Consider the following 26,218-nt stretch of genomic DNA (forward strand, 5'->3'; position numbering starts at 1 on the left):
TTGACTCCTTAAGGGATGGCCGGGCTGACTTATGCGACGTCCAGGCAGAGATATTTCAGATCGGTGAAAGCCTCCAGCCCGTGGCGTGAGCCCTCACGGCCGATGCCGGATTGCTTGACGCCGCCAAAGGGTATCGGCGCGCCGGTGATCTTCACCCGGTTGATAGCGACCATGCCGTAGTCGAGCGCGCGACCCATGCGCTGCTGACGGGCGCCGTTCTCGGTCACGACATAGGCGACGAGACCGTATTCGGTGGCGTTGGCACGTGCGATCACCTCGTCCTCGCTGTCGAAAGGCGTGACGGCTGCGACGGGCCCAAAAGTCTCCTCGCGCATGATCAGCGCCTCGTCAGTGACATCGGCCAGCAGCGTCGGCTGGTAGAACAGCGGCCCGGCCTGATGTCGCTTGCCGCCGGCGAGGCACCGCGCGCCGCGAGCGATGGCATCGGCAACCTGTTCCTCGACCTTGATGACGGCGCGCTCATGCATCAGCGGCCCGATGTCGATGCCGCCGGCAAGCCCATTGCCGGTCCGCAGTGCCTCGATGCGCCTGGCGAAGGTGGCGCAGAAGTGATCGTAGATCGGGCGCTGGACGTAGATGCGGTTGGCGGCAAGGCAGTCCTGGCCCGATGTGGCGAACTTGGCGTCGATGGCAATGCTCACGGCCTTGTCGAGATCGGCGTCGGCAAAGACAATCAGCGGCGCGTGGCCGCCAAGCTCCATCACCAGCCGCTTCATCGTCGGCGCACTTTGCCCGGCGATCAGCCTGCCGATCTCCGTCGAGCCGGTGAAGCTCATGGCGCGAACGCGCGCGTCCTCGCACATCCTGCCGACAATCGTCGCGGCCTTGCCGGTGAGGATGTTGAAGACACCGGCGGGCAGGCCGGCGCGCTCGCCAAGTTCAGCCAGCGCCAGCGCCGACAGCGGTGTCTCCGAGGACGGATGCGCGACGATGGTGCAGCCGGCGGCAAGGGCTGCGGCTGCCTTGCGGGTCAGCATGGCGGACGGGAAATTCCAAGGCGTGACGATGCCGACAACGCCAAGCGGCTCGCGCCGCACCAGCATTTCCGCATTCGGCAGATGGCTGGTGACGCTCTCGGCATTGAGGCGCTTTGCTTCCTCGGCATACCACTCAACGAAGGAGGCGGCATAGTCGATCTCGCCGCGCGATTCCTGCAACGGCTTGCCCTGTTCTAAAGTCATCAGAAGAGCGAGATCGTCTTTCGCGGCGATGATCAGCTCGAACCATTTTCGCAGAATTTTCGAGCGCTCCTGCGGCAACAGGGAGCGCCAGGCTGGAAGGGCGCGCGCGGCGGCATCGATTGCTTTTGTCGTTTGCCGCGCATCGAGCGCCGCGACGAAAGCGACAGTCGCACCGGTGGCCGGATCGGTGACTTCGAAACTTTCCGCCGCCTCGCTTGCCGTCCAATGCCCGTCGACATAGGCGAGTTCGCGCAGCAGCCGGCGGTCGGTGAGCCGGTCGAGCGCTTCATGGCGATGCGAGCGGGCGAAATGCGCGGACATGGTCGAGGCCTCCCGGTTCGGACTGATGCGGGAAGCCTATCCGTCATGAGCAGACAGAGAGGCTGTTTGCGTGCCTGGCCGCAGAGAGAGTCTCTCTATTCTGCCGCCGTGGCAGACAATCTCTCCGGCCTACGATGCCGGCAGCAGGTCGGCGACGGGGAGAACGATTTCCTCCTTCACCGTCTTGGTGACGATGTAGGTGAAGTAGCGATCGATGCCGATCTCGCGCTCGAGCAAGCCGTCGACCAGCCGCTGATAGGCGTCGATGTCGCGCGCCATCACCTTCACCACATAGTCGACGCCGCCGCCCACCGACCAGCAGGCGACGATCTCGGGGATGTCGCGGATGACGCGTTCGAAGCGGTCGAAATCGGCCTGGCGGTGGCTGGCCAGCGTCACCTCCATCAGCACGGTGGCGACCGGCGCCACGACGCGCATGGCGATCCTGGCGTGATAGCCCGAGACGATCCCGGCCTTTTCCAGCTTGCGCAGCCGCATCCAGCACGGCGTCGGCGACAGGCCTACCTGCTCGGCCAGCGCCAGCTTGGTGATGCGCCCGTCGCGCTGGATGGCGTCGAGGATTTTCAGGTCGATCGCGTCGAGTTTGGCTGATGTCATCGGCGTCCGCTTTTTTGTCGGCATCACCATGAGGGCGCATTATTTCGATTGTCAATTGCACTGATTTCGATCTCTAATAAGTCATGACATTGTGGCAACCCGATCCCGCGCTCCTTCGCCGGCCGGCCTATCAATCGCTGGCCGACCAGTTCGCGCGCGCCATCCATGACGGGCGGCTGGCCAATGGCGCGCGGCTGCCGACACACCGCCGGCTGGCCGACGATCTCAAATTGTCGGTGCAGACGGTCAGCCGCGCCTATGAGGAACTGATCCGGCGCGGCCTGATTTCGGGCGAGATCGGCCGCGGCAGCTTTGTCCAGACGCAGCGCCGCGAGCCGGAGCCGCCCTATCTGCCGGAGCGCCTCGGCGAGGTCATCGATCTCTCGATCCTGAAGCCGGTCTGCGAGCCGATGCATCTGGAGCGGCTGAAGCAGGCGCTGGGCTGGCTGGCCGAAAACCTGCCGTCGAGTTCGGCGCTGTCGTTCCGGCCCAATATGGTGTTCCCGCGCCATCGCGCGGTGGCTGTGGACTGGCTGAAGCTGTGCGGGCTGGATGTCTCCGCACAGAATATCAGCCTGACCAACGGCGCCACCGCGGGGATGACGGTGGCGTTGATGAGTGTGGCGCCGCCGGGCTCGACCGTCGCCACCGAAGCCATCGGCCACCACACGCTGGTACCACTGGCGCGTTACCTCGGTTTCAACCTCGAAGGCCTGCCGATCGACGGCAACGGCCTGATCCCGGAAGCGCTCGACGAGGCGTGCCGTCTCACCGACATTCGCGCGGTCTTCGTGCAGCCTTCGGTGATCAACCCGACGGCCACGCTGATGGATGCGCGTCGGCGCGAGGAAATCGCCGCGGTCGCGCGCAAGCACGACGTCGCCATCATCGAGAACGATGTGCTGGGTCCGCTGGTCGAGGATCGGCCGCCGCCGGTTGCCGCGTTCGCGCCGGAGCGCACACTTTACGTGACGTCCTTCACCAAGATCACCGTGCCTGGCCTGCGGATCGGCTATCTCGCCGCGCCCGACCGTTACGTCGCGGCTGTGGCCAACCGGCATCTGGTGTCCAACTGGATGGCGACGCCGCTGGTGGCCGAGATTGCCACCAAATGGGTGGCCGACGGCACGGCGATGGAGCTCGTGCGCTGGCAGCGCGCGGCATTGCGGCGACGCCAGGACATCGCGGCCGAAGTGCTGGCCGGGGTCGACTACCGCGCCCGGCGCGACGGGCTGCATATCTGGTTGCAATTACCGGCCAACCGCGCCGAGGAGAGCTTCGTCGCCCAGGCCCGCCTGCAAGGCGTGGCAATCGCGCCCGGCACCTCCTTCCGTATCTCCGACGCGCCCTGGCATCCGGCGGTGCGCATCTCGCTGGGCTCGACCACCGAGGGGGAACTGCGCGCCGGCCTCGGCGTTGTCACCAAGCTGCTGCTCGGCGATCCGGAGCATCTGCTGCTCGCAATCTGAGCGGAAATTGCCCTGAAATTGTGCGACGCCGGAAATATTGTCATGATATTATTTTCTCAATTGACATGATTTGGCGCCTTCCCCATCGTTAAGGGCACAGGCTTCTCCAGCAGGGGAAATTCATTTGTCCACACCCATCATCAAGGTCGACGCCATTTCGAAGAGCTTCGGCTCGTTCAAGGTGCTCGACGGCCTGTCGATGCAGGTCATGCCCGGCGAGAAGCTGGCGCTGATCGGCCCGTCCGGCTCGGGCAAGACGACGATCCTGCGCATCCTGATGACGCTGGAAAAGATCGACGGCGGCCATATCCAGATCGATGGCGAGCAGCTCTACCACATGGAGCGCAACGGCCAGCTGCTCCCCGCCGACGAGCGGCACCTGACGAAGATGCGCCAGAAGATCGGCATGGTCTTCCAGCTGTTCAATCTGTTTCCGCACAAATGCGTCATGGACAATGTCACCTTAGCGCCGATGCTGACCAAGGGCACGCCGCGCGCCGCTGCCGAAAAGCGGGCGATGGAGCTGCTCGACATGGTCGGCATGTCCGACAAGGCGAAGTCGATGCCGGCGCAATTGTCCGGCGGCCAGAAGCAGCGCGTGGCGATTGCGCGGGCATTGGCGCTGTCGCCGAAGATCATGCTTTTCGACGAGGTGACCTCGGCGCTCGACCCGGAGCTGGTCGAAGAGGTGCTCAATGTCATGCGCAAGCTCGCCGCCGAGACCGACATGACCATGCTGCTCGTCACTCACGAGATGGGCTTTGCCCACGACTTCGCCGACCGCGTGCTGTTTTTCGACCGCGGCAGGATCGTCGAGGAAGGCAAGCCCGACGAGATTTTCCGCCATCCCAAGCAGGAGCGCACGCAAGGCTTCCTGAAGAAGATCATCGCGGCCGGACATCGTGTCTGACCGCTTTGCGGGGCGGAAGACCGCCCAGACAAAACCAAGAAGACAAACAAGGAGTTGGGAACAATGAAGAAACTTGGCATTCTGGCCGGCGTCGCCGGTCTCGCACTGACGGCGGTTCTGGCCGCTTCAAGCGCCGGTTCGGCCGATGACGATAAGCTCGAGCAGCTGAAGGCGCAGGGCTTTGCCCGAGTCGCGATCGCCAACGAGCCGCCCTATACGGCGGTCGCCGCCGACGGCAAGGTTTCGGGTGCGGCGCCGGACGTGGCCCGCGAGATCTTCAAGCGTCTCGGCGTTGGCGACATCGTCGCGTCGATCTCGGAGTATGGCGCCATGATCCCCGGCCTGCAGGCAGGCCGCTTCGACGTCGTCACCGCCGGCCTGTTCATGAAGCCGGAGCGCTGCGCGGCGGTCGTCTATTCGGAACCGGTGCTGTGCGACGCCGAGGCGATGCTGGTGAAGAAGGGCAATCCGAAGGGCTTCAAGAGCTACGAGGATGTCGCCAAGGACACGTCAGCCACGATCGGCGCGCCGGGCGGCGGCACCGAGGAGAAGCTGGCGCTCAACGCCGGCGTGCCGCGCGAGCGCGTTATCGTCGTGCCGGACGGCCAGAGCGGCCTGAAGATGCTGCAGGACGGACGTATCGACGCCTATTCGCTTCCCGTTCTGTCGATCAACGACCTCGTCAAGAAGGCCAACGATCCGAACCTCGAAGTCATCGCTCCGGTGCAGGGCGCGCCCGTCTATTGCGACGGCGCCGCCTTCAAGAAGGGCGATGAGGCATTGCGCGATGCCTTCGATGTCGAACTGGCCAAGCTGAAGAAATCCGGCGACTTCGCCAAGATCATCGAGCCCTACGGCTTCTCGGCGGCAGCAGCGATGTCAACGACGCGCGACAAGCTCTGCGCAGCGAAATAGCGGCTTCTCCCTTCTCCCCGTTCACGGGGAGAAGGTGTCACGAAGTGACGGATGAGGGGCGGCGCGTCTTTCATAGGTTCGTGCTGCCCGTCCTACGCAGCAGCTGCGCTGCAGCTACGGAGGGTAAACCCGGCATCTTCTCCCCGTTCAACGGGGAGAAGGGAGCTAACCGCCAACGTTGGAACCCGAATGACCCAGTGGTCCGGCTATCTCGGCCTGATATTGCAGGGAGCGCTTGTCACCATCGAGCTGACGCTGATGGGGTCGGTGCTTGCGCTGATCATGGCCTTCCTTGCCGGCATGGGGCGCGTGTCGCGCTTCTTTGCGCTGCGCTGGCTGGCAACCGTCTATATTGAATTCTTCCGCGGCACCTCGATCTTCGTGCAGCTGTTCTTTGCCTATTTCGTGTTGCCGTTGATCGGCCTGGAACTGACCCCGCTGCAGGCCGGCGTGCTGGCGCTGGGCCTCAATGTCGGCGCCTATGCGGCCGAAGTGGTGCGCGGTGCCATCCAGTCGGTCGGCCGTGAGCAATATGAAGCCTGCATCGCGCTCAATCTCGGCCGCGGGCAAGGCATGCGCCACGTTATCCTGCCGCAGGCGCTGCTGATCATGCTGCCGACCTTCGGCAACAACGCCATCGAGCTGCTCAAGGCCACGTCCGTGGTGTCGCTGATCTCGCTCGCCGATCTCACTTTTCAGGCGCAGGTCGTGCGCTCGCAGACCGGCAACACGCTGGTGCCGTTCACCACCATCCTGATCATCTATTTCGCGCTGGCGCTGATCATCTCCTGGGGCGTGCGTTCTCTGGAACGCCGCATGGCGCGTGGCCTCGATGGGGTGCGCGCCTGATGGAGTGGGATTGGAACTTCGTCTGGGAGATCATGCCGACGCTGATCCAGGGCGTGAAGATCACCATCCTGGCGACGCTGCTTGGCTCCGTCCTGGCCGCAATCGTCGGCTTAGGCATCGCGCTGGCGCGCCGCTCGCCAAACAAGGTGCTGTCGCGCACCGTCGGCTGGGCGGCCGAATTCATTCGCGGCACGCCGCTTCTGGTGCAGCTCTATTTCATCTTCTACGTGCTGCCCGATTTCGGCATCCTGCTGCCGCCGCTGGTCGCCGGCGTCATCGGGCTTGGCCTGCACTACGGCACCTACACGGCCGAGGTCTATCGCGCCGGCATCGACAACGTGCCGCGCGGCCAGTGGGAAGCGGCCAAGGCTTGCAATCTCAGCGCCACGCAGACCTGGACCAACATCATCATCCCGCAGGCCATCCCGCCGATGATCCCCGCGCTGGCCAATTATTTCATCGCCATGTTCAAGGAAACGCCGCTGCTGTCGGCGATCACCGTGCTGGAGCTGATGAACCAGGCCAAGAGCGTCGCCAACACCTACTATCGCTACATCGAGCCGATCACGCTGGTCGGCGCTTTCTTCCTCGTCATCAGCCTCTTTTCGGTCGTGTTGCTGCGCTGGCTGGAACATCGCTACGGCAAGATCGAAAGGTAATTCTCAAGATGAAACCGCTGCCCGAAATCAGGCTGATGCCGACAAGGCCGGCGCTCGATGCGCGCCCGCTGGAAAAGCGCGTCGGCCTGATCATCCTTGCCACCGACCACACCAGCGAGCCGGATTTCCGCCGCATGGTGGCGAGCGAGCGGGTCGGCGTCTATGTCGCGCGCATTCCCTACAAGAACCCGACCACGCCGGAAAACCTTCGCAAGATGCAGCCGGAGCTGGCGGCAGGCGCGGCGCTCATCCTGCCCGACGAGTGCCTCGACGCCATCTGCTATTCCTGCACCTCGGCCTCGGTGGTGATCGGCGACGCCGAGATCGAGGCGGCGATCCAGTCTGCCAAATCAGGCGTGCCCGTCGTCACGCCGCCGATGGCCGGCGTGCGCGGGCTGAAGGCGCTGGGCGCGAAGAAGATCAGCATCCTCACCCCTTACACCGTCGAAACCTCCAGGCCGATGGCGACCTATTTTGCGGCACGTGGCTTCGACATATTGAGCTTCACATGCCTCGGCTTCGAGGACGACCGCGAGATGGCGCGCATCGCGCCGGCATCCATTGTCGAACTGGCGCGCGAGGCGACGCACGCTGAAGCCGATGCGCTGTTCGTGTCCTGCACCGCGCTGCGCGGTGCACTCGCGGTTCCCGGCATGGAAGAGGCGATCGGCCGCCCGGTGGTGACCAGCAATCAAGCCAGCGCCTGGAATTGCTTGCGGCTTTGCGGCGACGGGACACCGCGCCCTGAGTTTGGCCGCCTGATGATGCTGCCGCTGGGACAGTAAGATTATGTCCCGCATTCACGAGCGACCCCTTCTGGCCTGCCGGCCATCTCCCCCTCAAGGGGGGAGATCAGCTGCTGCCACGCCTTCGCCAATCATCGACGTTGCAGGAAGAGCGGCAACGCTGAGGCTGCCGATCTCCCCCCTTGAGGGGGAGATGGCCGGCAGGCCAGAGGGGGTCGCCCCATGACGCGCGCTGTCACCCTAACGGACATCCATGCCGCCCGTGAGCGTATCGCCAACAAGGTTGTGCGCACCCCAACCGTATTGTCCCACAGCCTGTCGGAACGCTTCGGCGTCCCCGTTCACCTCAAACTCGAACATCGCCAGACCACCGGAAGCTTCAAACTACGCGGCGCCTCGAACGCCGTCGCTTCGCTGAGCGCTGAAGAGAAGGTACGCGGCGTGGTCGCGGCGTCGACCGGCAATCATGGCCGCGCGCTTGCCCATGCGGCAAAACTCGAAGGCATGCACGCGGTGATCTGCATGTCGCGGCTGGTGCCGGGAAACAAGCTCGACGAAATCCGCCGCCTTGGCGCGGATGTCCGTATCGTCGGCAACAGTCAGGATGAGGCGCAGCAGGAGGTCGAGCGGCTGGTGGCGCAAGAAGGGTTGGTGATGCTGCCGCCCTTCGATCATGCCGACATTATCGCCGGACAAGGCACGCTCGGGCTGGAGATGATCGAGCAGGTTCCGGACGCCGCTCTCGTTCTGGTGCAGCTCTCCGGCGGTGGCCTGGCCTCGGGCATCGCCGCAGCCGTGAAGGGCGTCAGCCCGCGGACAAAGATCATCGGCGTTTCGATGGCGCGTGGTGCTGCGACGAAGGCGAGCCTCGATGCCGGCCGCCCGGTAGAGGTCGAGGAGTTGCCGACGCTGGCGGATTCGCTCGGCGGCGGCATCGGCCTCGACAACCGGCTGACCTTCGCCATGTGCCGCGACCTGCTCGACGATGTCATCCTGCTCAGTGAGGACGAGATCGCCGCCGGCATCCGCCATGCCTACGAACAGGAACGCGAGATCGTCGAAGGCGCCGGCGCGGTCGGCATCGGCGCGCTGCTCGCCGGCAAGGTCAGAGTGAACGGGCCGGTCGTGGTTCTGCTGTCCGGTCGCAACATCGATATGAACACGCATCGCAAGATCATCTGCGGTGACGCCATTGGGGAGCCCGCGGCATGAGCCGGATGACGATCCTCACCGAGAAAGAACTGCGCGCCATCGTGACGCTCGATCTCGATGCTGTTGCCTGCGTCGAAAACGCCTTCCGTGCGCTTGCCACGCTGCCTGTCGCGATGCCGCCGATTCTGCGGCTGGATATTCACGAGCATCGCGGCGAGGTCGATGTGAAGTCGGCCTATCTGCCTGGCATAGATGGCTTCGCCGTCAAGATAAGTTCCGGCTTCTTCGACAATCCGAAACTCGGTCTGCCCAGCGGGGGCGGCATGATGGTGCTGCTATCGGCAAGAACCGGTGTGGTCGAGGCGCTGCTGCTCGACAATGGCTATCTCACCGACATCCGTACCGCTGCTGCAGGCGCCGTAGCGGCGAAGCATCTGTCGCGGCCGGATTCGTCTGTCGCCGCGATCTTCGGCGCCGGCGTGCAGGCCGGGTTGCAGCTCGAAGCGCTGCGCCTCGTCCGGCCGATTGTGGAAGCGCGGATCTGGGCACGCGACACCGCCAAGGCGGAGGCGACTGCAGCCCGCCTGCGCGACAAGCTCGGCATTCCGGTGCGCGACGAGCCGGATGCGGCGAAAGCGGCGGCCGGGGCCGACATCATCGTCACCACCACGCCGTCGACCGAGCCGCTGATCAAGGCTGGCTTCGTCTCTGCCGGCCAGCACATCACCGCCATGGGCTCAGACGCCGAGCACAAGAACGAGATTGCGCCGGCGATCTTGCGCATGGCCGATCTCTATGTCGCCGATAGCGCCAGGCAGACACGGCGTCTCGGCGAACTGCATCACGCCATTGCGGCGGGCGTGATGGGAACCGACGCCGAAGTGACCGAACTCGGCCAGATCATCGCCGGTGAAAAGCACGGAAGGCGCTCCGCCACCGACATCACCATCGCCGACCTTACCGGCACCGGCGTGCAGGACACTGCGATTGCCACGCTCGCTCGAGACCGCGCGCGGGCGGTGAAGGCGGGAACCATTTTCGAAAGCTGATGCTGGCCGCGAGGCCCAACAAACGAGGATCCAAGAACAATGCAACCGAACCTGAAATTCTCGCGCGGCGAATTTGCGGAACGCCTCGCCAAGACACGGCAAGCCATGGAGGCGAAGGGCGTCGACCTCCTGATCGTCAGCGACCCCTCCAACATGGCCTGGCTGACCGGCTATGACGGCTGGTCGTTCTATGTGCACCAGGCGGTCATCGTGCCGCCGTCGGGGGAGCCGGTCTGGTACGGCCGCGGCCAGGACGCCAACGGCGCCAAGCGCACAGCCTATCTCGCCCATGACAACATCGTCGGCTACGCCGACCACTATGTGCAGTCGACCGAGCGCCACCCTATGGATTTTTTGTCCGGCGTGCTTGCCGATCGCGGCTGGGGCAAGCTCACCATCGGCGTCGAGATGGACAATTACTGGTTCTCGGCCGCCGCCTTCGCTTCGCTGCAGAAACACCTGCCCAATGCCCGCTTTGTCGATGCCACAGCTTTGGTCAACTGGCAGCGCGCGGTGAAGAGCGCGACCGAGATCGATTATATGCGCAAGGCGGCCCGCATCGTCGAAGCCATGCACCAGCGCATTGTCGACAAGATCGAGGTCGGCATGCGCAAATGCGACCTTGTCGCCGAGATCTATGATGCCGGCACGCGCGGCGTCGATGGGATCGGCGGCGATTATCCGGCGATCGTGCCGCTGCTGCCGTCGGGCGCCGACGCTTCGGCACCGCATCTGACCTGGGACGACAAGCCGATGAAGTCCGGGGAAGGCACCTTCTTCGAGATCGCCGGCTGCTACAACCGCTATCACTGCCCGCTGTCGCGCACCGTCTTTCTGGGCAAGCCGACGCAGGAATTTCTCGACGCCGAAAAGGCGACGCTGGAAGGCATGGAGGCGGGGCTTGCAGCGGCCAAACCCGGCAACACCTGCGAGAACATCGCCAACGCCTTCTTCGCCGTGTTGAAGAAATACGGCATCGTCAAGGACAACCGCACCGGTTATCCGATCGGCCTGTCCTATCCGCCGGATTGGGGCGAGCGAACCATGAGCCTGCGCCCTGGCGACCGCACAGAGCTCAAGCCCGGCATGACCTTCCATTTCATGACCGGCCTGTGGCTGGAGACGATGGGGCTGGAGATCACCGAATCAATCCTGATCACCGAAACCGGTGTAGAGTGCCTGGCCAATGTGCCGCGCAAACTGGTGGTGAAGAATTGAAAACGATGTCCCGCCCATCCCCGATCGCCCCGACCGTCGATTTCGACAAGGATGGCGTGCAACATGGTTTCCTGCGCCTGCCCTACAGCCGCGACGACTCGGCCTGGGGCTCGGTGATGATCCCGATCTGCGTCATCCGCAACGGCAAGGGGCCGACTGCTCTGCTCACCGGCGGCAATCATGGCGACGAGTATGAGGGGCCGCTGGCGCTCTACGATCTCGCCCGCACGCTCGATCCCAGCCAGGTCAGCGGCACGGTGATCATCGTGCCGGCGATGAACTATCCGGCCTTTCGTGCCGGAACCCGCACGTCGCCGATCGACAAAGGCAATATGAACCGCAGCTTTCCTGGCCGCCCCGACGGCACGGTGACGGAAAAGATCGCCGACTATTTCCAGCGCGAATTGCTGCCGCGTGCCGACCTCGTCTTCGACTTCCACTCCGGCGGCAGGACGCTCGACTTCGTGCCGTTCTGCGCCGCGCATACTTTGCCCGACAAGGCACAGGAGCAGAAAGCCTTTGACGCGGTAGCCGCCTTCTCGGCGCCGTTCTCGATGCGCATGATCGAGATCGACTCCGTCGGCATGTACGACACGGCGGCGGAGGAGATGGGCAAGGTCTTCGTCAGCACCGAGCTTGGCGGCGGCGGCACCTCGCGCGCGCAAACCGTGCGGATTGCGCGGCGCGGCATCAGCAATGTTCTGCGTCATGCCGGCATTGTTGAGGGTGCAGTCGAGACAGGCACGACCCAGTGGCTCGACATGCCGTCGGGCGATTGCTTCTCCTTCGCCGAGGACGACGGCATGATCGAAACCATGGTCGATCTCGGCGAGCCTGTGAAAGAAGGCGCGGTGCTGGCGCGCATCCATTCCACCGGCCGCACCGGCATCGCGCCGCAGGATATCAGGGCAAAAATGTCCGGCATGCTGGCGGCGCGGCATTTTCCAGGCCTGGTCAAAGCCGGTGACTGTGCAGCGGTGGTTGGCGCTCTGGTCTCGTGATGTTCGGAGTCAGCGAAATCGATGACCAGCGTGTGTGCTTACATTAGAGCGCGTCGTAGACGGCGTCGATCACAACCTTGCGGCGCGGGTCCAAATCGTCGAAACCGAGCATACGGTTGGTGACATAGCCGAACCCGACACCGGCGGCGGGATCGGCAAAGCCGATGGCGCCGCCCCAGCCGCTGTGGCCGAAGGTTTTCTGCGACGCGCGGCTGGCGTAGGTGGGATCCTCCATCTGATAACCGGCGGCAAAGGCTGTCGGCAACGCGAAGCTGTCGTCCATGCCGCGAATGCGAGGTCTTGCTGCTTCTTCGACCGCGGTAGGGCCGATCAGAGGCTTGCCCTCCCAAACGCCGCCGGCCGCCATCATGCCGTAGATGCGTGCCAGTGCGTGTGCCGTCGACTGGCCATTGCCGCCCGGCACCTCGGCGGCGCGCCAGGCGCGATCGTTGGGCGCCGTTGCCCGGGGTGTCGGATTGTCGCCTGCGTGGGGAAAGGGCGAGGCGCGGACAAACTCGACCCAGTCGGAAGCCTTTGGACCTTCAATCATCTCTGCGACCCTGGGATCCTCGCTGGCCGGCAGACCGACGTGAAAATCAGCGCCAAGCGGGCCTGCGATCTCTTCCGCGATGAAGCGGCCCATGCTTCGCCCATCGACACGGCGCAGCACTTCGCCCGCAAGGTGGCCGTAGGTAAGCGCGTGATAGACGCAGCGGCTGCCCGGCTCCCACAGGGGTGACATGGCGGCAAGGGCATCGACAAAAGGCGTCCACGCCAACAGTCCTGCCTCGTCCATCGGTACGGCGAGACCGTTCAGCCCGGCCTGATGCGACATCATCTGATCGAGCGTGATGCGCTCCTTGCCGCCGGCCGCGAATTCGGGCCAATAGCGCGCAACGGGGGCGGCATAATCGAGCTTGCCGCGCTCCACCAGCATGGCGATGGCCAAGGCGACAACGCCCTTGGTGCAAGACCAGACATTGACCAGCGTGTCTTCCCGCCACGGACGGCTGCGTGCAGCATCCGCATGACCGCCCCACAAATCAACGACGGTCCTGCCGTGGACCACGACCGACACGCCGCCGCCATGCTCCAGCCCTTGCGCGAAACTCGTGGCAAACGCGTCGCGCACACCGGCAAAGCGTGGATCGCAGGTACCATCTATGTTCATGCGCGACTTCTCATTCGGTTCCCCAACGCGATGCAGTTTCAGTGGCTGCCCCTGGATTGGCAACCAAGCTCTGGGGACCAGCACAGAGACATGGTGCCGCAGTCAGTCCCGAGGGCAGTGGCGTGCCGCCCCAATAGGGCGTGCCTGCATAATAACGATTTGCCGCCGTGTTCCTGACGCGAAGCGCGATTGCAACCTCCCCCCGCGAGACAGGCAGAGCGAAGCGCGCTTCTCCCGCGATATGCCGACCTATAAATGCGCCGTCGAGCCAAAGCTCCACCGTTTCATGCAGGCCCGGCAGCAATTGCCGCGCTGTAAAGCCCTTCCGACATAAGGGACAGACATAAGGCTTATGTCGAAAACAACGGGGAATGGCGATGGACATCCCAAAGCGTCTGGGGCCACTTTTACCAATAAAATCAACTGCTATTGTGGGCCCGCAAGACGCGGCGGCGCGTCCCTGCCGCCAGTGCATGAAGCAAAGGCCATGATGACAGCCTTGCCGGTCGCCAGGTGCCCTGCCCAACGGACTAGCCAAGAACGATGAGACTTGCACCACAACATCGGCTTGTTCAAGGTAGGTGCAACGACGGACCTAGCTGTCTTTGCTCGCCGATTTGACCGGAAGGTTACCGCACGATGCCACTCATGAATCGACGATTGGGAGCCAAGACTCTGGCGCGCCCGGCACGACGTCTCGGAGATCTGACTGCGATGCTTGTCCTGATTGCAAGACCGCTCGTCTTTGGGATTGCGCTCTTGTTGGCTGGTCAGGCACAGGCGCAGGCGCCGGCAACCGTCCCGCCTGAAAGGGTCAAGCAGCTGTTCGAGCTTCTCGACGATCCGTCGGTGAAGGCCTGGGTGGCCGAACAACGAAATCAGGACGCAGGATCAACGCCTGCCGAGACGGGAGCTTCGCCGGCCGACGGATCGTCCGACGCCGTGGCCCCACCCGGCCAGATGAATACGATGGCATCCTCGACGCTCGATCGGATCAGGCATCATATCGAAAGGATCGTGCGGACTGTGCCTCTGCTGCCAGGCCAGTTCGCGCGCGTTCGGGCAGAGACCATGCAGGACATGTCCAGCAAGGGGCCTGTCAGCGTATTGATCCTGACGGTGATGTTCATCGCGGCCGGCCTGGCGCTCACTTGGGCAACGTACAAAGTCACCCGTCCATTTCGTCTTTGGGTTATCGCGCAACCGAAGGATACGCCCGTCGGGCGAGCCAAGAAGATTGGTGGTCGCGCGCTTTATTCCAGCATGCTGATCGTCTCGTTCGCATTGGGCAGTGCCGGCGCGTTCATGCTGTTCGACTGGCCAATGCTTATCCGCGAGATTGTGCTGACATTTCTGATGGCGGCAGTCGTCACATGGGGTGTACGCCTGTACGTCATGGCCACGCTCGTCCCGTCCTTCATGGAGGTCGAGAACGCCGTCGAGGTTCGTGCTTTGCCGATCACCAACGAGACGGCTGACCACTGGGCCTATTGGTTACCCCGGATCGTTGGGGTCTTCGCCTTCTTCGGCGCCGCATTTATCCTCTTGCCGGGTCTCGGCATCGATCAGGACGGAATGATGGTCCTGTCACTGGGCGCCGATTTCGTGTTGCTGGTGCTCTTGCTGCTTGCCATTTGGCGTCGGCCAAGAACGCAGCGAGACGGTGTGCGCCATGGCGGTCACACGGAAACGACATGGTTATTGACTGCGTATTTCGTCGCTCTGTTCCTGCAGCGCATCGCCGGCCTTTATACGTACTTCTGGTTTACTTTCGCGGCATTCTTCCTGCCTTTGGCAATCGTGCTGACGCAGCGCGGGGTCAATTTCGTCCTGCGGCCGGGTTCGGAAGACGCCGGCCGGCCCACGGTCCCGGCGGTGACGATCGCCGTCATCGATCGCGCAATCCGGATGATTTTCATCCTGGCGGCGGCCTACTTTCTCGCGCGCGTCTGGGGTCTGAACATGCAATCCATGCGCGACAGCGATTCGACGACGACGTTCATATTGCGCGGCTTGATCAATGTCGTGGTCATTGCGCTTGCAGCCGATTTCGGCTGGTCGATCATAAAGGCTTTGATCGAACGAAAACTGGGCATCGAAGCACCGCACCCTGTGATCAACGAGGAGGAAGCCCCGATCCTCGATCCACAGCAGGCGCGGCTGCACACGCTGTTGCCGATCCTCCAGAACATTCTGCTCGCATCGATCATCGTGATGGCGGTGCTTATGATGCTCGCCTCGCTGGGTATCCAGATCGGCCCGCTGATCGCCGGCGCCGGCGTCGTCGGCGTCGCGGTGGGCTTTGGAGCACAAACCATCGTCAAGGATATCATTTCGGGTGTGTTTTTTCTGCTCGATGATGCGTTTCGTGTCGGCGAATACATTTCCTCGGGCAATTACAAGGGTACCGTGGAAAGCTTTTCGCTGCGATCAGTGAAGCTGCGCCACCATCGTGGTCCGCTGTTCACGATACCTTTCGGTGAACTCGGGGCAGTCCAGAACCAGAGCCGTGACTGGGTTATCGACAAGTTCAATATCACCGTCGGCTACGACACCGATATCGACTTCGCCCGCAAGCTGATCAAGCGAATCGGCCTCGAACTGGCGGAAGACCCCGAATTCAAGAACTGGGTGCTCGACCCGATCAAGATGCAGGGCGTGCAGGAGTTCGGCGAGTACGGCATCGTATTGAGGGTCAAGGCCATGACCAGACCCGGAGGCGCTTTCGCCATGAAACGCAAATTCTATGTGCGCCTGCGCCAGGTCTTCAAGGAGCAGGGCATCGAACTGCCATTTCCGACGGTCCACGTCCAAGGGCTGCAGAACACGCATGAGACAGAGAATGCGCCGTTGGAGATCACACCCGAGTTGCAGATGGCCGTCGCGCAGTCGCACACCAATCGGCGCAGAAAAAAAGCTGGCACAACGGAGTAGGAAAGCTGGGCTCCTCGGTCACAGGGTGGGCCTTCCACCTGGGCGCCGTCAGCTCCAGGGTCGCAGACCATGGAAATAGGCGCACGTGGCCGGCAGCGCTTAACCGGAGGGCGGCCGGGCATTCTTTGTGCTATTTTTGCTACATTGCGTAAATTTGTGGCTTGAATCCAGCGTTTTAGTGTCCACTAAATTGTAAGTTTGTAGACAATTGTGCTTGGGTCGTAGCGCGTAGACAATTATGCTTGGGTCGTAGCGCTTGGAATAACGTGCAGGGGGAATGTTGGGGTGGGTAAAATGAATTCGACAACTATGTCGGCCATATGCAAGCGCCTTGGCCTGCTGACGACGGTTGCCATATTGAGCTGCGGGAATGCCCACGCGCTCACTCTTAAAGAGGCGATGGCGGTCGCGGTGGAGTCCAATCCCGAGATTGGCCAGGCAATCGAAAATCGCGAAGCAATCGAATTCGAACTTCGCCAGGCGAAGGGGCTTTATCTTCCCAGCGTTGACCTGGAAGCGTCGGCGGGGGCTCGCCGCCTCGACAATCCGGACAGGCGCGCGCTTTCCATCGACAATGACGCACTCTATCCAGCTGAAACCGACCTCACGGTTACGCAGACGCTCTACGACAGCGGTGCAAGGCGCGCCGAACTAAACCGCCAGGCTTCCCGCGTCGATGGCGCCTCGTTCCGGGTTCTGGAACGGTCCGAATTCATCGGTCTTTCGGTTGTCCAGGATTACCTCGAAGCCATGTTGCAGGCCTCGATCGTTGTCGAAGCAAAAAAGAACCTCGGATTCCATCAGGGAATTCTCGGCGACATCCGGCAAGGCATTGCCGGCGGCGCGCTGAACGAGGCCGACCGTCAGCAGGCTGAGGAGCGGCTGTTCGCCGCCAAGGCTCGTGTGCAGGAAGCCACCGAGGAACTAGAGGCAGCAAAGATCCGGTTCTTCAAGACTGTCGGAAAGCCGCTGACCAGCGCCTCGAGGCCGGGCGATGTGTCCGCTGCGCTGCCGAGATCGCTTGATGAAGCAATCGGGCTGGCACGACAGAACAATCCGCGCGTGCATATGGCCAACAGCGATATCGACGCGGCGGCTTCCCTCGTGGATGCTGCACGGGCAAAATTCGGGCCGTCGATCACCGCCGAAGGTATCGCCCGGGCTGGATCCGACATCGATGGCAGTGACGGCGGCACGAGCGACCTTCAGGCAAGGGTCGTGCTGCGCTGGAACCTGTATCGCGGCGGCATCGACAAGGCCAATGAGCAGGAGCAAATCCGCCGCACCAGCGAGCAGCGCCTTGTCCTGCACCAAGTCCTGCGCGAGATCGAGGAAGCCGTCCGTACGTCATGGGATCGACGCTTCCGGCAGGCCGACCTGGCCAAGACGCTGAAGCTTCAGGCAGCCGCCAGCGAAAAGTTGGTGGGGTCCTATCGCGAGCAGTTCAAGGTCGGACAGCGCTCGCTGCTCGACGTGCTTGACGCACAGAACACCCGGTTCAACACAGCGACGCTTGCCGACACCGCGTCCTACGCGTCGCTTTTCGCCCAGTACCGGCTGCTGGCGGCAACCGGACAGTTGCTGAACACCATGGGCCTTCATCCGGCCAAACAGGCAACCGCCTACGCCAAGGCCGAGTTCAATGCGCCTGAAACGGCCGACACCGAAACCTATGCGCGCACGCCGTCGGAGCAAAAGAACGATCTGCCTTTTGACATCCTCGCGCCGGTAAGGAAAAAGTAGGAAGGCCAAGGTCGAACGATAGTCCTGCGGGCGGATCGTGAACCCACAACCTAAAATCCTGTCCCCAAAGGAGGCCTTCAAGGCCTGCTTTTCGGCTGTTGCCGGCTACCTGGGCAGGCCGAGTGCCGAGACCGTGCTGTTTGCCGGCGTGCCGCTCTCGGATACCCAGATCGATATCGACGCCATTCGGCATCTTGCCGAACGCGTCGGCCTTGAAATCACGGAGTTCAGCCATCGCGATTTTCTTCGCGGACGCATCGACCTCCCCGCCATCCTGTTTCGTGTTAGCCAGTTGCCGGTTGCGCTGCTTGCCGAGACAGAGGACGGTGGATTTACGACCGCTGCCCAGGAGGACGGTCGCACAACCATCAGCAAATCCGAACTTGCCGGAAGCTACATAAGCGGCGGCGTTTCCTTCTCGATAACCTATGCCAACGCGGTCGAGGGGATGAGCGTCGGTTCGGCGGCCAAGATTGAGCGGCGACATTGGTTGACCGGAACGATGGGGCCATTCTGGCGCACCTATTCGAAGGTCATCCTGTCGGCGGTATTCATCAATCTGTTGGCCCTTGCCTCGCCGATCTTCACCATGAATGTGTACGACAGGATCTTGCCGAACAAGGCGATATCGACGCTTTGGGTGTTGTCGATCGGGATCGGCGCGGTCATTCTGTTCGACCTGCTCTTGAAGACCGCCAGAGCGTCGCTGATCGACTATGCCGGGCGCAAGGCCGATCTTCGCATTTCCTACATGCTGTTCGAGAAGGTGCTGAACTCGTCCCTGTCGGCACGGCCCGGCTCAACCGGCGAATATGCAAATCGGGTGACGCAGTACGAGTTCGTACGCGAGTTTTTCACGTCGAACACCGTCAGCGTCTTCATCGACACCGCATTCGTCTTCGTCTTTCTTCTTGTCATCTATGCGATAGGCGGCTGGCTGGTCATCATACCGGCCATTGCCTTTGTCGCCTCCGTGATCGTCGGGTTGATCACACAACGGCGTATCGGCAAACGCGTTGCCGCGTCCATGAACGAGGCTTCGCAACGCCAGGCCCTGCTGGTTGAATCCATCTCCACGCTGGAGACGATCAAGTCGTTGCGGGCAGAGGCCTATCTTCTGCGAAAATGGGCAGAGCATTCCAAGAACGCATCAAACACCTCCGAGAAGATCAAGCAGCTTTCGGCTGCCGCCGGCAACATAACGCAGGCCATCCAGCAGCTGGTGACCGTCGCCCTGATCGTGGCCGGCGCTTATGCTTTTTCGGAAGGGCATGTCTCCACCGGCGCCATCATCGGCACCGTCATGCTGGCGGGCCGGGCGGTGGCTCCGCTTGGCCAGATCGCTATCACCTTGTCCAGACTTCGTCAGGCAATGCTCTCCTTGCGAATTGTCAATTCGATCATGGCGCAGCCGGAGGATCGGCCGGACACGGTTGGTTTCGTCAACCGCCCCATTCGCAATGGCGCGATGGCGTTTAGGAATGTCGGTTTCGTCTATCCGGGTTCCGAAAACGAAGTTCTGACCGGCGTGAACTTCTCGGTGAAGCCTGGTGAGCGGATCGGCATCATCGGCCGCATAGGCTCGGGAAAGACGACCATGGGGCGGCTGATTGGCAGGCTCTTCCTGCCGACCTCCGGCGAGCTGCTGCTGGACGGCATCGACATCCGCCAATACCATCCGTCGGAGGTTCGCGCCGCGGTCGGTATCGTCGCGCAAGCCAACGATCTGTTTTCGGGCACCATCAAGGAAAATCTCCTGATGGCGTGTCCGGAGGCGACCGATGAACAGATCGTCGAAGCGGCCAAGGCTGCCGGCGTCGACGATTTCGTCTCCCGCCATCCGCGCGGCTACGACATGAATGTCGGCGAGCGCGGCACCAATCTCTCGGGCGGCCAGAGGCAGACAATGGCAATTGCCCGCCTGTTGCTGACCAAACCGAAAATCGTCTTCCTGGACGAGCCGTCCGGCTCGATGGATCTGGCTTCCGAGCGCCAGTTGATCAAGCAGCTCAAGGTGGCCTTCGATCGCAGCACGACGCTGATCGTTTCGACGCACCGCTTCAGCATGCTAGAGTTGGCCGACCGCCTGATTGTCATCGAGCAGGGCAAGATCGTTGCCGATGGACCGAAAGACCAAGTGATACAGGCGCTGCAGAGAACGAGCGCCTGACAGAAACAGACTTGTTGAGTGCATTCAATATGTTGGGGCATGAGAAATGCTTGCCAGGGAAGACCGCCCGCCGCTTTTTGCGTCAGCGTCGATATTCATCATCGGAGCGCTTTTTGCGAGTTCGGTCGCCTGGGCGTCCTTTGCCGAGGTCGATGAAATCGCACGCGGCGACGGCAAGATCATACCCGCGTCGAAGACCCAGATCATCCAGGCCAGCGAGCCCGGCGTTGTTCAGGAAATCGCTGTGAAGATCGGGCAGATCGTCAAGAAGAACGACCTCATCATTCGCCTCGACAACACCTTCAACACCTCAAGCCTTGGCGAGCAGCAGGCCAAGGCGCGGGCGCTGCAGACGCGCATTGCACGGCTCAAATTCGAACAGACCGGCAATCTCGAAGGCGCATTTCCCTGCCCGTCCGAGATCCAGAAGGTCGCGCCGGAAATCTGCGACAACGAGCAGAAGCTGCTCATCGCGCGCCGCGACAACTTCGAAGTCAAGCTATCGGTTCTCAAGTCGCGCCTCGATCAGCGCGAGAAGGAACTGGATGAGGCCAACGCCAATGCCGATCGCCTCACCAAGAATCTGGCCGTCAGCGACCAGGAGGCGACGCTGGTCGAAGCGATGGTCAAGAAAGGCCTGATGGCGCGAACCGAGCAACTCCGCGTCGAGCGCGAGCAGACCGAGCTCAATGGTCAGCTGGCACTCGCCGGAGAAACCATCAAGAAAGCCAAGTCGGCCATCACGGAAGCCCAGCTTCAGGTCGATGAACTCGGCCTGCAGCTGCAACAGGAAGCGCTCAGCGATCTGACACAGGCGCTCGCCGACCTCTCGGTGGTGGATGAGACGATCCGCGGCGCCACCGACAAGGTGGCGCGCACCGACATACGGTCGCCTGTCGACGGTATCGTCAACACGCTCGACATCAACACGGTCGGCGCCTTCGTCCAGCCCGGCGCAGTCGTCGCGGGTATCGTGCCGACCTCCGAGACCCTGCTGGTCGAAGCGCGGGTTTCACCGCGAGACGTCGCCTTCATCCGGCCGGGGCAGGATGCCCTGATCAAGGTGACTGCCTATGACTTCTCGATCTTCGGCGGCATCGAAGGCAAGGTCTCGAACATCACCGCCGACAGCCTGGTCGACCAGAAGACCGGCGAACCCTATTATCAGGTTCGCGTCGCCACCGACAAATCGACGCTGACACGCGACGGCAAGACATATTCCATCATCCCCGGCATGATCTGTTCGGTCGACATCAAGACCGGACGCAAGACGATCCTCACCTACCTGATGAAGCCGATCAACAAAGCGCGCGAGGAGGCGATGAGTGAGCGGTAGCGCGATCTCCTCTCCTGCCGATCGCGACCGGCTGCTGCCACCGCTGGCGGCAGAGGATTTCGGACTGGAGTTCCGGGTCGTGGCACGTGGCGGCACGCGCCGCGGCATTCGTCTGGAGAGGGCGTTCTGGACCTCGCTGAAGCAAATGGCCGAAAACCGGAAATGCACGATCGGCATGCTGATCGAAGAGATCGCCGAGAGCCACGCCAACACCGGAAACCTGACATCGGCAATCCGCGTAGCCTGCATGCGTGGACTGGCCGACGAGAACCTGACCTTACAGAGGCTGGCGTCGATCAAGACCATCAACGCCATTCTGGTCGCGTGTCCCTCGCCGGCCTTTGCCCTGTCATCGTCGAAGAAGATCCTGACCTTCAATGCGCCGTTCCAGCAACTGGTGCGTCGTCAATTACCGGTGGCGCCGAACGAGGACACGCGCCACGACCTCAAGCTGGCGCTGGACCTCAATGTCGCCGACATATTCGCCAGGCTCGAGGCCAATGGCGAGACGCCGGTTGCCACCGGTTTCGTCATCGGCGCCGGTGACCGCCGCTACCGGGGTCAACTGAACGCGGTGCGGGCGCCGGTGGTCGAGCCGGAACTGCTGATGGCGTTCGTCTTCGGCGGCTAGGGCGCCCAAGACACCCTGACGGCATACTTACTGTTGCAGACCTTCGCCCGGCGCGACCGTCGAAAGGCCGCCCTTGATATCGGCGATTTGCGCAGAGCCGGTCTTTGCGCCATGGATCCATGCGCGGTCGGTGCTGAACGAATACAGCGGCACGTAGCTCGGCAGATCGCTGTCGCGCGAAACGACATTGCTCAGGCTGTCGAGAATGAAGACGCCGCTGCCGGTGCTGACCGACAGCACGGCATGAAAGAAACCGCGCTTGCGATCCTGCAAGACAACCAGCGACATGCTCTGAGCCGGGATGCCTGCATGCAGCAGCGCCGCCATCTTGAGGATAGCGAAATCCTCGCAGTCCCCTGCCCGGCGCTCGAGGATTTCCGAGGGCTTGGCCCAGTAGTCGAGCTTGCCGTAAACCACGCTGTCCTTCTTGTAGGCGATCGCGCGATTTATACTTGAGTTGACGAAGGACAGCTTGTCGATGAAGCGCTTGTCACGGGCTGCCTCGACGATCCCGGCAAAGGTGCTGTTCTTGCGCTCGCATGCACTGCCCGCGGTGCACTCGACAATTGCCTTGTAGACAGGCGCCCAGCGCGCCGAGACCGGGAAATTGCGCATCGACAGGGCAACCGAACCGAACACGCCGGGAATGATAGCTGCCGTCTGGATCGGGTCGATCCCTGCGTCGTCCTGTGCGATCGAAGGATCGCGCTTTTCATTAACGGCAACAGGGCCATAGCTGCCGAAAATCATGCCGACCCTGTAGGCTGAAACAGGCTGCCAACGTTGCGGTCGAGCCAGCGAAACGCCGCCGAGACTGGGTGGGGTTTCGACCGCCGCCAGCATTCCAGCGACAGCGCCGGCATCCGCGGCAACGGCGCTCGCGGATGATGGCTGCGGCAGGCTTGCGATGCCCATCGCCAGCAGGAGCAGCTTGAGCCCGGTTATCCCCGGGGCGGATTTTTCTTTTTTCATAACGCCCACCTTTGACTGTGGACGCTACCAATCTTGTCTCAACTTACTGGAAAGGAAGGTGGATAAGTTTCTGGCAAATCGGAACATCTATTTTGCATAAAACTTTATTCAATTTTATACTGTTGTTTACCAACCCATCCCGACTGGCGGATATCAAACGGGGCCACGGCCCCTGCCAATGTATATCAGGTTATATGTTTGGTGTTTACCACGTAGAAAAAATGCCGAGACAGTTATACCAGAATATATGAAAGTGATTGCAGGATAGTTGCAAAGCAGAGGCCGTCACTGTCTCTTGCCGGGAAATGCCGGAGGGGTTTTGGCTATGACGAACAGTAACGAATTGGACACCGTCTCGAATTCCTGGGACGAGCACTCTGCCTCTGAACGTGGCGGCTCGCCATCGCAGGCAGGGACGCAGATAGCGCAAGCCGCCCAGCCGGCGCCTGCCGAGCCCGTACCGGTCGATGTCGGCAGCGGCGCGCCCGTCAAACAAGATGCACCTGCGGAGGCGAAGGCCCCGGCGGCAGCTGCGCCCCACGAATACGTGGCCGACGCCAGCAACGTGGTAAAGCTTCCGGCCGACGTCTCGATCGACAACATCAAGGTCGACGGCCACAACCTCGTTCTCGAACAGGCCGATGGGTCGGTCATCGTGATCAAGGATGGCGCCTTGAACGTGCCGACGTTCATCATTGGCGACGTCGAGGTACCGCGCGTTGCCCTGATCGCCGCGCTCGAGGCCAGCCACGTCGATGTCGCCTTTGGCGCCGACGGCTCTATCTCGGCCGGTCCAGGCGGTTCGAACTCAAGTGCAGGCGGAGACTTTTCGGTTCCCCCCGGCGGCATCGGCGACGGATTCGGTCTTTCGGCGCTGTTGCCCCCGACAGACCTGGCGTTCGGCCAGCCGGATAACCGCGAGTTGTTTCCGAGCCTGCGGCCAGATTCCACGCCGTCGATCACCGACCTGACACCTTCCGTCGGTGGCGGCGACACAACCGTCAATGAAAAAGGCCTGCCGGCAAGCTCGGGGTCGGAAGGCTCGGGCGAGGCGCAAGATTCTTCGCCCAACACCGACCAGTCGGAGATCAACACCGGCACCTTCACCATCACCTCGCCCGACGGTGTCGGCTCGCTGACCATCGCCGGCCAGGTGATTTCGGGCGCGGCCCTTGCCAACAGCGCATCGACGCCGATCGACATAACCACGCCGCTCGGCAACACGCTGACCGTCAACGGCTACGACGCCAGCACAGGTCAGGTGAGCTACAGCTACACGCTCGTCCATAGCGCGACTCACCCCGACGCGGGAATCGATTCCATCTTCGACAACATGACGGTGACGGTCACCGACACCGACGGAGACGTCTCCCTTCCGGGCACGCTGTCCGTCCAGATCGTCGACGATGTGCCAACAGCGGTTGCCGATACCGATGCGGTGGCGGCGGGCTCGTTCGGGCCGGTCGGCGGCAATGTAATCGACGGCAGCGGGTCCGACGGCAATGCGGCGGGCACCGACACCCAGGGCGCCGACGGCGCGGCGGTGGTTGGCGTTGCGGCCGGCAACACCAATGCCGATGTCGACGACGCAGCCACGCTTGGCACGCAGATCCAGGGCCTCTACGGCAAGCTGACGCTGGCCGCCGACGGCACCTACACCTATACCCGCGATGCCGGCTCGGCCGGCGGCCATGACGACGTCTTCACCTACACCATCAAGGACGGCGACGGCGACACCTCGCACACCACGCTGACGATTTCGATCGGCGATGGAACGCCGACCGTATCGATCCCGGTAGCGGGCGGCGCCGACACGACGGTCTATGAGGCTGGCCTGCCGGCGCGCGCCGGCGAGCCTTCGGGCTCGAACGAGCCTGCGACCTCGGAAACGACCTCGGGTACGATCGGCTTCACGTCGCCGGACGGCCTGACGACAGTGTCGCTGGGCGGCCATGTACTGACCGGTRTCCCGACGGCCTATGCCGACGGCACCACCGGCACGCTGACGGCAAGCTATGTCTACAATCCGGCGACTGGCCTCGGCACGATCAGCTACTCCTACACGCTCATCGACAACACGCTGACCGATCCGTCGAGCACCAGCTTCGCGGTGGTGGTGACCGACGCCGACGGCGATCCGGCGCCGGCCGGCAATCTGGTCATCAACATCATCGACGACGTGCCGACAGCGGTTGCCGATACGGACAGCGTTGCAGCCGGCCAGTTTGGTCCCGCGACGGGCAATGTGCTTGTCGGCGGTACGGACGCGGTCGACGCGAACACCACGGACGGCGTTACCGACACCCAGGGCGCCGACGGCGCTGCCGTGGTTGGCGTTGCGGCCGGCAACACCAATGCCGATGTCGACGACGCGGCCACGCTTGGCACGCAGATCCAGGGCCTCTACGGCAAGCTGACGCTGGCCGCCGACGGCACCTACACCTATACCCGCGATGCCGGCTCGGCCGGCGGCCATGACGACGTCTTCACCTACACCATCAAGGACGGCGACGGCGACACCTCGCACACCACGCTGACCATCTCGATCGGCAATTCGCCGCCGGTGATCACCGACCTGACGCCGGCTGCCAACGGCGGCGACGTCACCGTCAACGAGGATGACCTCCTGGCCAGCCGCGGTGTTGGCGAATCGGCCGGCTCCGACACCTCGAAGGAAAGCACCACCCAGGGCGGCACCTTCACCATCTCCTCGCCCGACGGTATCGCCTCGCTGACCATCGACGGCCACGCCTTCATCACCAACGGCGTGTTCACCGCCAGCTCCTTCACCACCGCGCTCGGCAAYACGCTGAACGTGACCGGCTACAATGCCGCAACCGGCACCGTCAGCTACTCCTACACGCTGCTCGACAATGAGGCCCATGCCGCCGCCGGCGGCACCAACAGCCTGTTCGAGAACCTCGCCGTCTCGCTCACCGACCAGGACGGCCAGAACGCCACAGGCACCCTGTCCGTCAACATCGTCGATGACGTGCCGACGGCGGTCGCCGACATCGACAGCATCGGGGCCGGCCTGTTCGGCCCGGCCACCGGCAATGTGCTGGTTGGCGGAACCGATGCCCTCGACGGCAACGCGACCGACGGGGTTGCCGACACCAGGGGCGCCGACGGCGCTGCCGTGGTCGGCGTCG

General features: G+C 62.8%; 20 protein-coding genes. 16 read left to right on the forward strand and 4 right to left on the reverse strand.

Annotated elements, in window-relative coordinates; all coding sequences use genetic code 11:
* Nucleotides 1-29: 29 nt before the first annotated feature.
* Both AC1DXM_RS30020 and AC1DXM_RS30025 read right to left on the reverse strand, forming a co-directional pair.
* On the reverse strand, nt 30-1,523 hold the full coding sequence (locus AC1DXM_RS30020; RefSeq protein ID WP_477238908.1) for an NAD-dependent succinate-semialdehyde dehydrogenase: 1,494 nt from the start codon (nt 1,521-1,523) through the stop codon (nt 30-32).
* A gap of 129 nt (nt 1,524-1,652) precedes the next feature.
* A complete protein-coding gene (locus tag AC1DXM_RS30025) occupies nt 1,653-2,141 on the reverse strand; it encodes an Lrp/AsnC family transcriptional regulator (RefSeq protein WP_477238910.1) in 489 nt (162 codons plus the stop codon).
* A gap of 83 nt (nt 2,142-2,224) precedes the next feature.
* Here AC1DXM_RS30025 and ehuR point away from each other — a divergent pair, with 83 nt between their 5' ends.
* The 10 genes from ehuR to doeB all read left to right on the forward strand — a co-directional run bounded on the left by ehuR (nt 2,225) and on the right by doeB (nt 12,109).
* On the forward strand, nt 2,225-3,610 hold the full coding sequence (gene ehuR / locus AC1DXM_RS30030; protein ID WP_477238912.1) for a MocR-like ectoine utilization transcription factor EhuR: 1,386 nt from the start codon (nt 2,225-2,227) through the stop codon (nt 3,608-3,610).
* A 124-nt stretch (nt 3,611-3,734) separates the two neighbouring features.
* Nucleotides 3,735-4,520, forward strand: coding sequence for an ectoine/hydroxyectoine ABC transporter ATP-binding protein EhuA (gene ehuA, locus AC1DXM_RS30035; RefSeq protein WP_477238914.1), 786 nt, complete (start codon nt 3,735-3,737; stop codon nt 4,518-4,520).
* Between the two features lie 63 nt (nt 4,521-4,583).
* On the forward strand, nt 4,584-5,435 hold the full coding sequence (ehuB, locus tag AC1DXM_RS30040; RefSeq protein WP_477238916.1) for an ectoine/hydroxyectoine ABC transporter substrate-binding protein EhuB: 852 nt from the start codon (nt 4,584-4,586) through the stop codon (nt 5,433-5,435).
* A gap of 189 nt (nt 5,436-5,624) precedes the next feature.
* Nucleotides 5,625-6,284 carry an ectoine/hydroxyectoine ABC transporter permease subunit EhuC gene (gene ehuC, locus AC1DXM_RS30045; RefSeq protein WP_477238918.1) on the forward strand — a complete coding sequence of 220 codons (660 nt, stop codon included), beginning with the start codon at nt 5,625-5,627 and terminating at the stop codon, nt 6,282-6,284.
* Nucleotides 6,284-6,943: an ectoine/hydroxyectoine ABC transporter permease subunit EhuD gene (gene ehuD / locus AC1DXM_RS30050; RefSeq protein WP_112566166.1), complete on the forward strand. Its 660-nt coding sequence runs from the start codon at nt 6,284-6,286 to the stop codon at nt 6,941-6,943. Before ehuC ends, ehuD begins: the two co-directional genes overlap by 1 nt.
* Nucleotides 6,944-6,951: 8 nt before the next feature.
* Nucleotides 6,952-7,728 (forward strand): ectoine utilization protein EutA, encoded by a 777-nt coding sequence (eutA, locus tag AC1DXM_RS30055; RefSeq protein ID WP_477238920.1) that lies wholly within the window; start codon nt 6,952-6,954, stop codon nt 7,726-7,728.
* Nucleotides 7,729-7,911: 183 nt separating this feature from the next.
* Complete coding sequence (eutB, locus tag AC1DXM_RS30060) at nt 7,912-8,901, forward strand: hydroxyectoine utilization dehydratase EutB (RefSeq protein WP_477238922.1); 990 nt, start codon at nt 7,912-7,914, stop codon at nt 8,899-8,901.
* Nucleotides 8,898-9,890 carry a cyclodeaminase gene (locus tag AC1DXM_RS30065; protein ID WP_477238924.1) on the forward strand — a complete coding sequence of 331 codons (993 nt, stop codon included), beginning with the start codon at nt 8,898-8,900 and terminating at the stop codon, nt 9,888-9,890. Before eutB ends, AC1DXM_RS30065 begins: the two co-directional genes overlap by 4 nt.
* 39 nt (nt 9,891-9,929) lie before the next feature.
* Entirely contained in the window at nt 9,930-11,108 is a 1,179-nt protein-coding gene (gene doeA, locus AC1DXM_RS30070; protein ID WP_477238926.1) for an ectoine hydrolase DoeA, read from the forward strand.
* Between the two features lie 5 nt (nt 11,109-11,113).
* Nucleotides 11,114-12,109: a N(2)-acetyl-L-2,4-diaminobutanoate deacetylase DoeB gene (doeB, locus tag AC1DXM_RS30075; protein ID WP_477238928.1), complete on the forward strand. Its 996-nt coding sequence runs from the start codon at nt 11,114-11,116 to the stop codon at nt 12,107-12,109.
* Nucleotides 12,110-12,152: 43 nt separating this feature from the next.
* Here the strand turns inward: doeB and AC1DXM_RS30080 are convergent, their stop codons facing one another.
* Nucleotides 12,153-13,280 (reverse strand): serine hydrolase domain-containing protein, encoded by a 1,128-nt coding sequence (locus AC1DXM_RS30080; RefSeq protein ID WP_477238930.1) that lies wholly within the window; start codon nt 13,278-13,280, stop codon nt 12,153-12,155.
* 714 nt (nt 13,281-13,994) lie between these two features.
* Here AC1DXM_RS30080 and AC1DXM_RS30085 point away from each other — a divergent pair.
* The 5 genes from AC1DXM_RS30085 to AC1DXM_RS30105 all read left to right on the forward strand — a co-directional run bounded on the left by AC1DXM_RS30085 (nt 13,995) and on the right by AC1DXM_RS30105 (nt 22,094).
* Nucleotides 13,995-16,214 (forward strand): mechanosensitive ion channel family protein, encoded by a 2,220-nt coding sequence (locus tag AC1DXM_RS30085; protein ID WP_477238932.1) that lies wholly within the window; start codon nt 13,995-13,997, stop codon nt 16,212-16,214.
* A gap of 294 nt (nt 16,215-16,508) precedes the next feature.
* Complete coding sequence (locus AC1DXM_RS30090) at nt 16,509-17,957, forward strand: TolC family outer membrane protein (protein WP_477238934.1); 1,449 nt, start codon at nt 16,509-16,511, stop codon at nt 17,955-17,957.
* A gap of 37 nt (nt 17,958-17,994) precedes the next feature.
* On the forward strand, nt 17,995-20,127 hold the full coding sequence (locus tag AC1DXM_RS30095; protein ID WP_112566188.1) for a type I secretion system permease/ATPase: 2,133 nt from the start codon (nt 17,995-17,997) through the stop codon (nt 20,125-20,127).
* A gap of 46 nt (nt 20,128-20,173) precedes the next feature.
* Nucleotides 20,174-21,463 carry an HlyD family type I secretion periplasmic adaptor subunit gene (locus AC1DXM_RS30100; RefSeq protein ID WP_477238936.1) on the forward strand — a complete coding sequence of 430 codons (1,290 nt, stop codon included), beginning with the start codon at nt 20,174-20,176 and terminating at the stop codon, nt 21,461-21,463.
* On the forward strand, nt 21,453-22,094 hold the full coding sequence (locus AC1DXM_RS30105; RefSeq protein ID WP_477238938.1) for a ribbon-helix-helix domain-containing protein: 642 nt from the start codon (nt 21,453-21,455) through the stop codon (nt 22,092-22,094). Before AC1DXM_RS30100 ends, AC1DXM_RS30105 begins: the two co-directional genes overlap by 11 nt.
* Before the next feature lie 27 nt (nt 22,095-22,121).
* On the opposite strand, the gene AC1DXM_RS30110 is transcribed toward AC1DXM_RS30105, so the two are convergent.
* The gene (locus tag AC1DXM_RS30110; protein ID WP_477238940.1) at nt 22,122-23,066 is read right to left on the reverse strand and encodes a transglutaminase-like cysteine peptidase; all 945 of its coding nucleotides are present in this window, start codon (nt 23,064-23,066) and stop codon (nt 22,122-22,124) included.
* 325 nt (nt 23,067-23,391) lie between these two features.
* Between AC1DXM_RS30110 and AC1DXM_RS30115 the strand changes: the two genes are divergently transcribed.
* On the forward strand, nt 23,392-26,218 hold a 2,827-nt coding region (locus AC1DXM_RS30115; protein WP_477238942.1), incomplete at its 3' end, for a beta strand repeat-containing protein.

It is taken from the genome of Mesorhizobium sp. P3_A2, assembly GCF_056403115.1.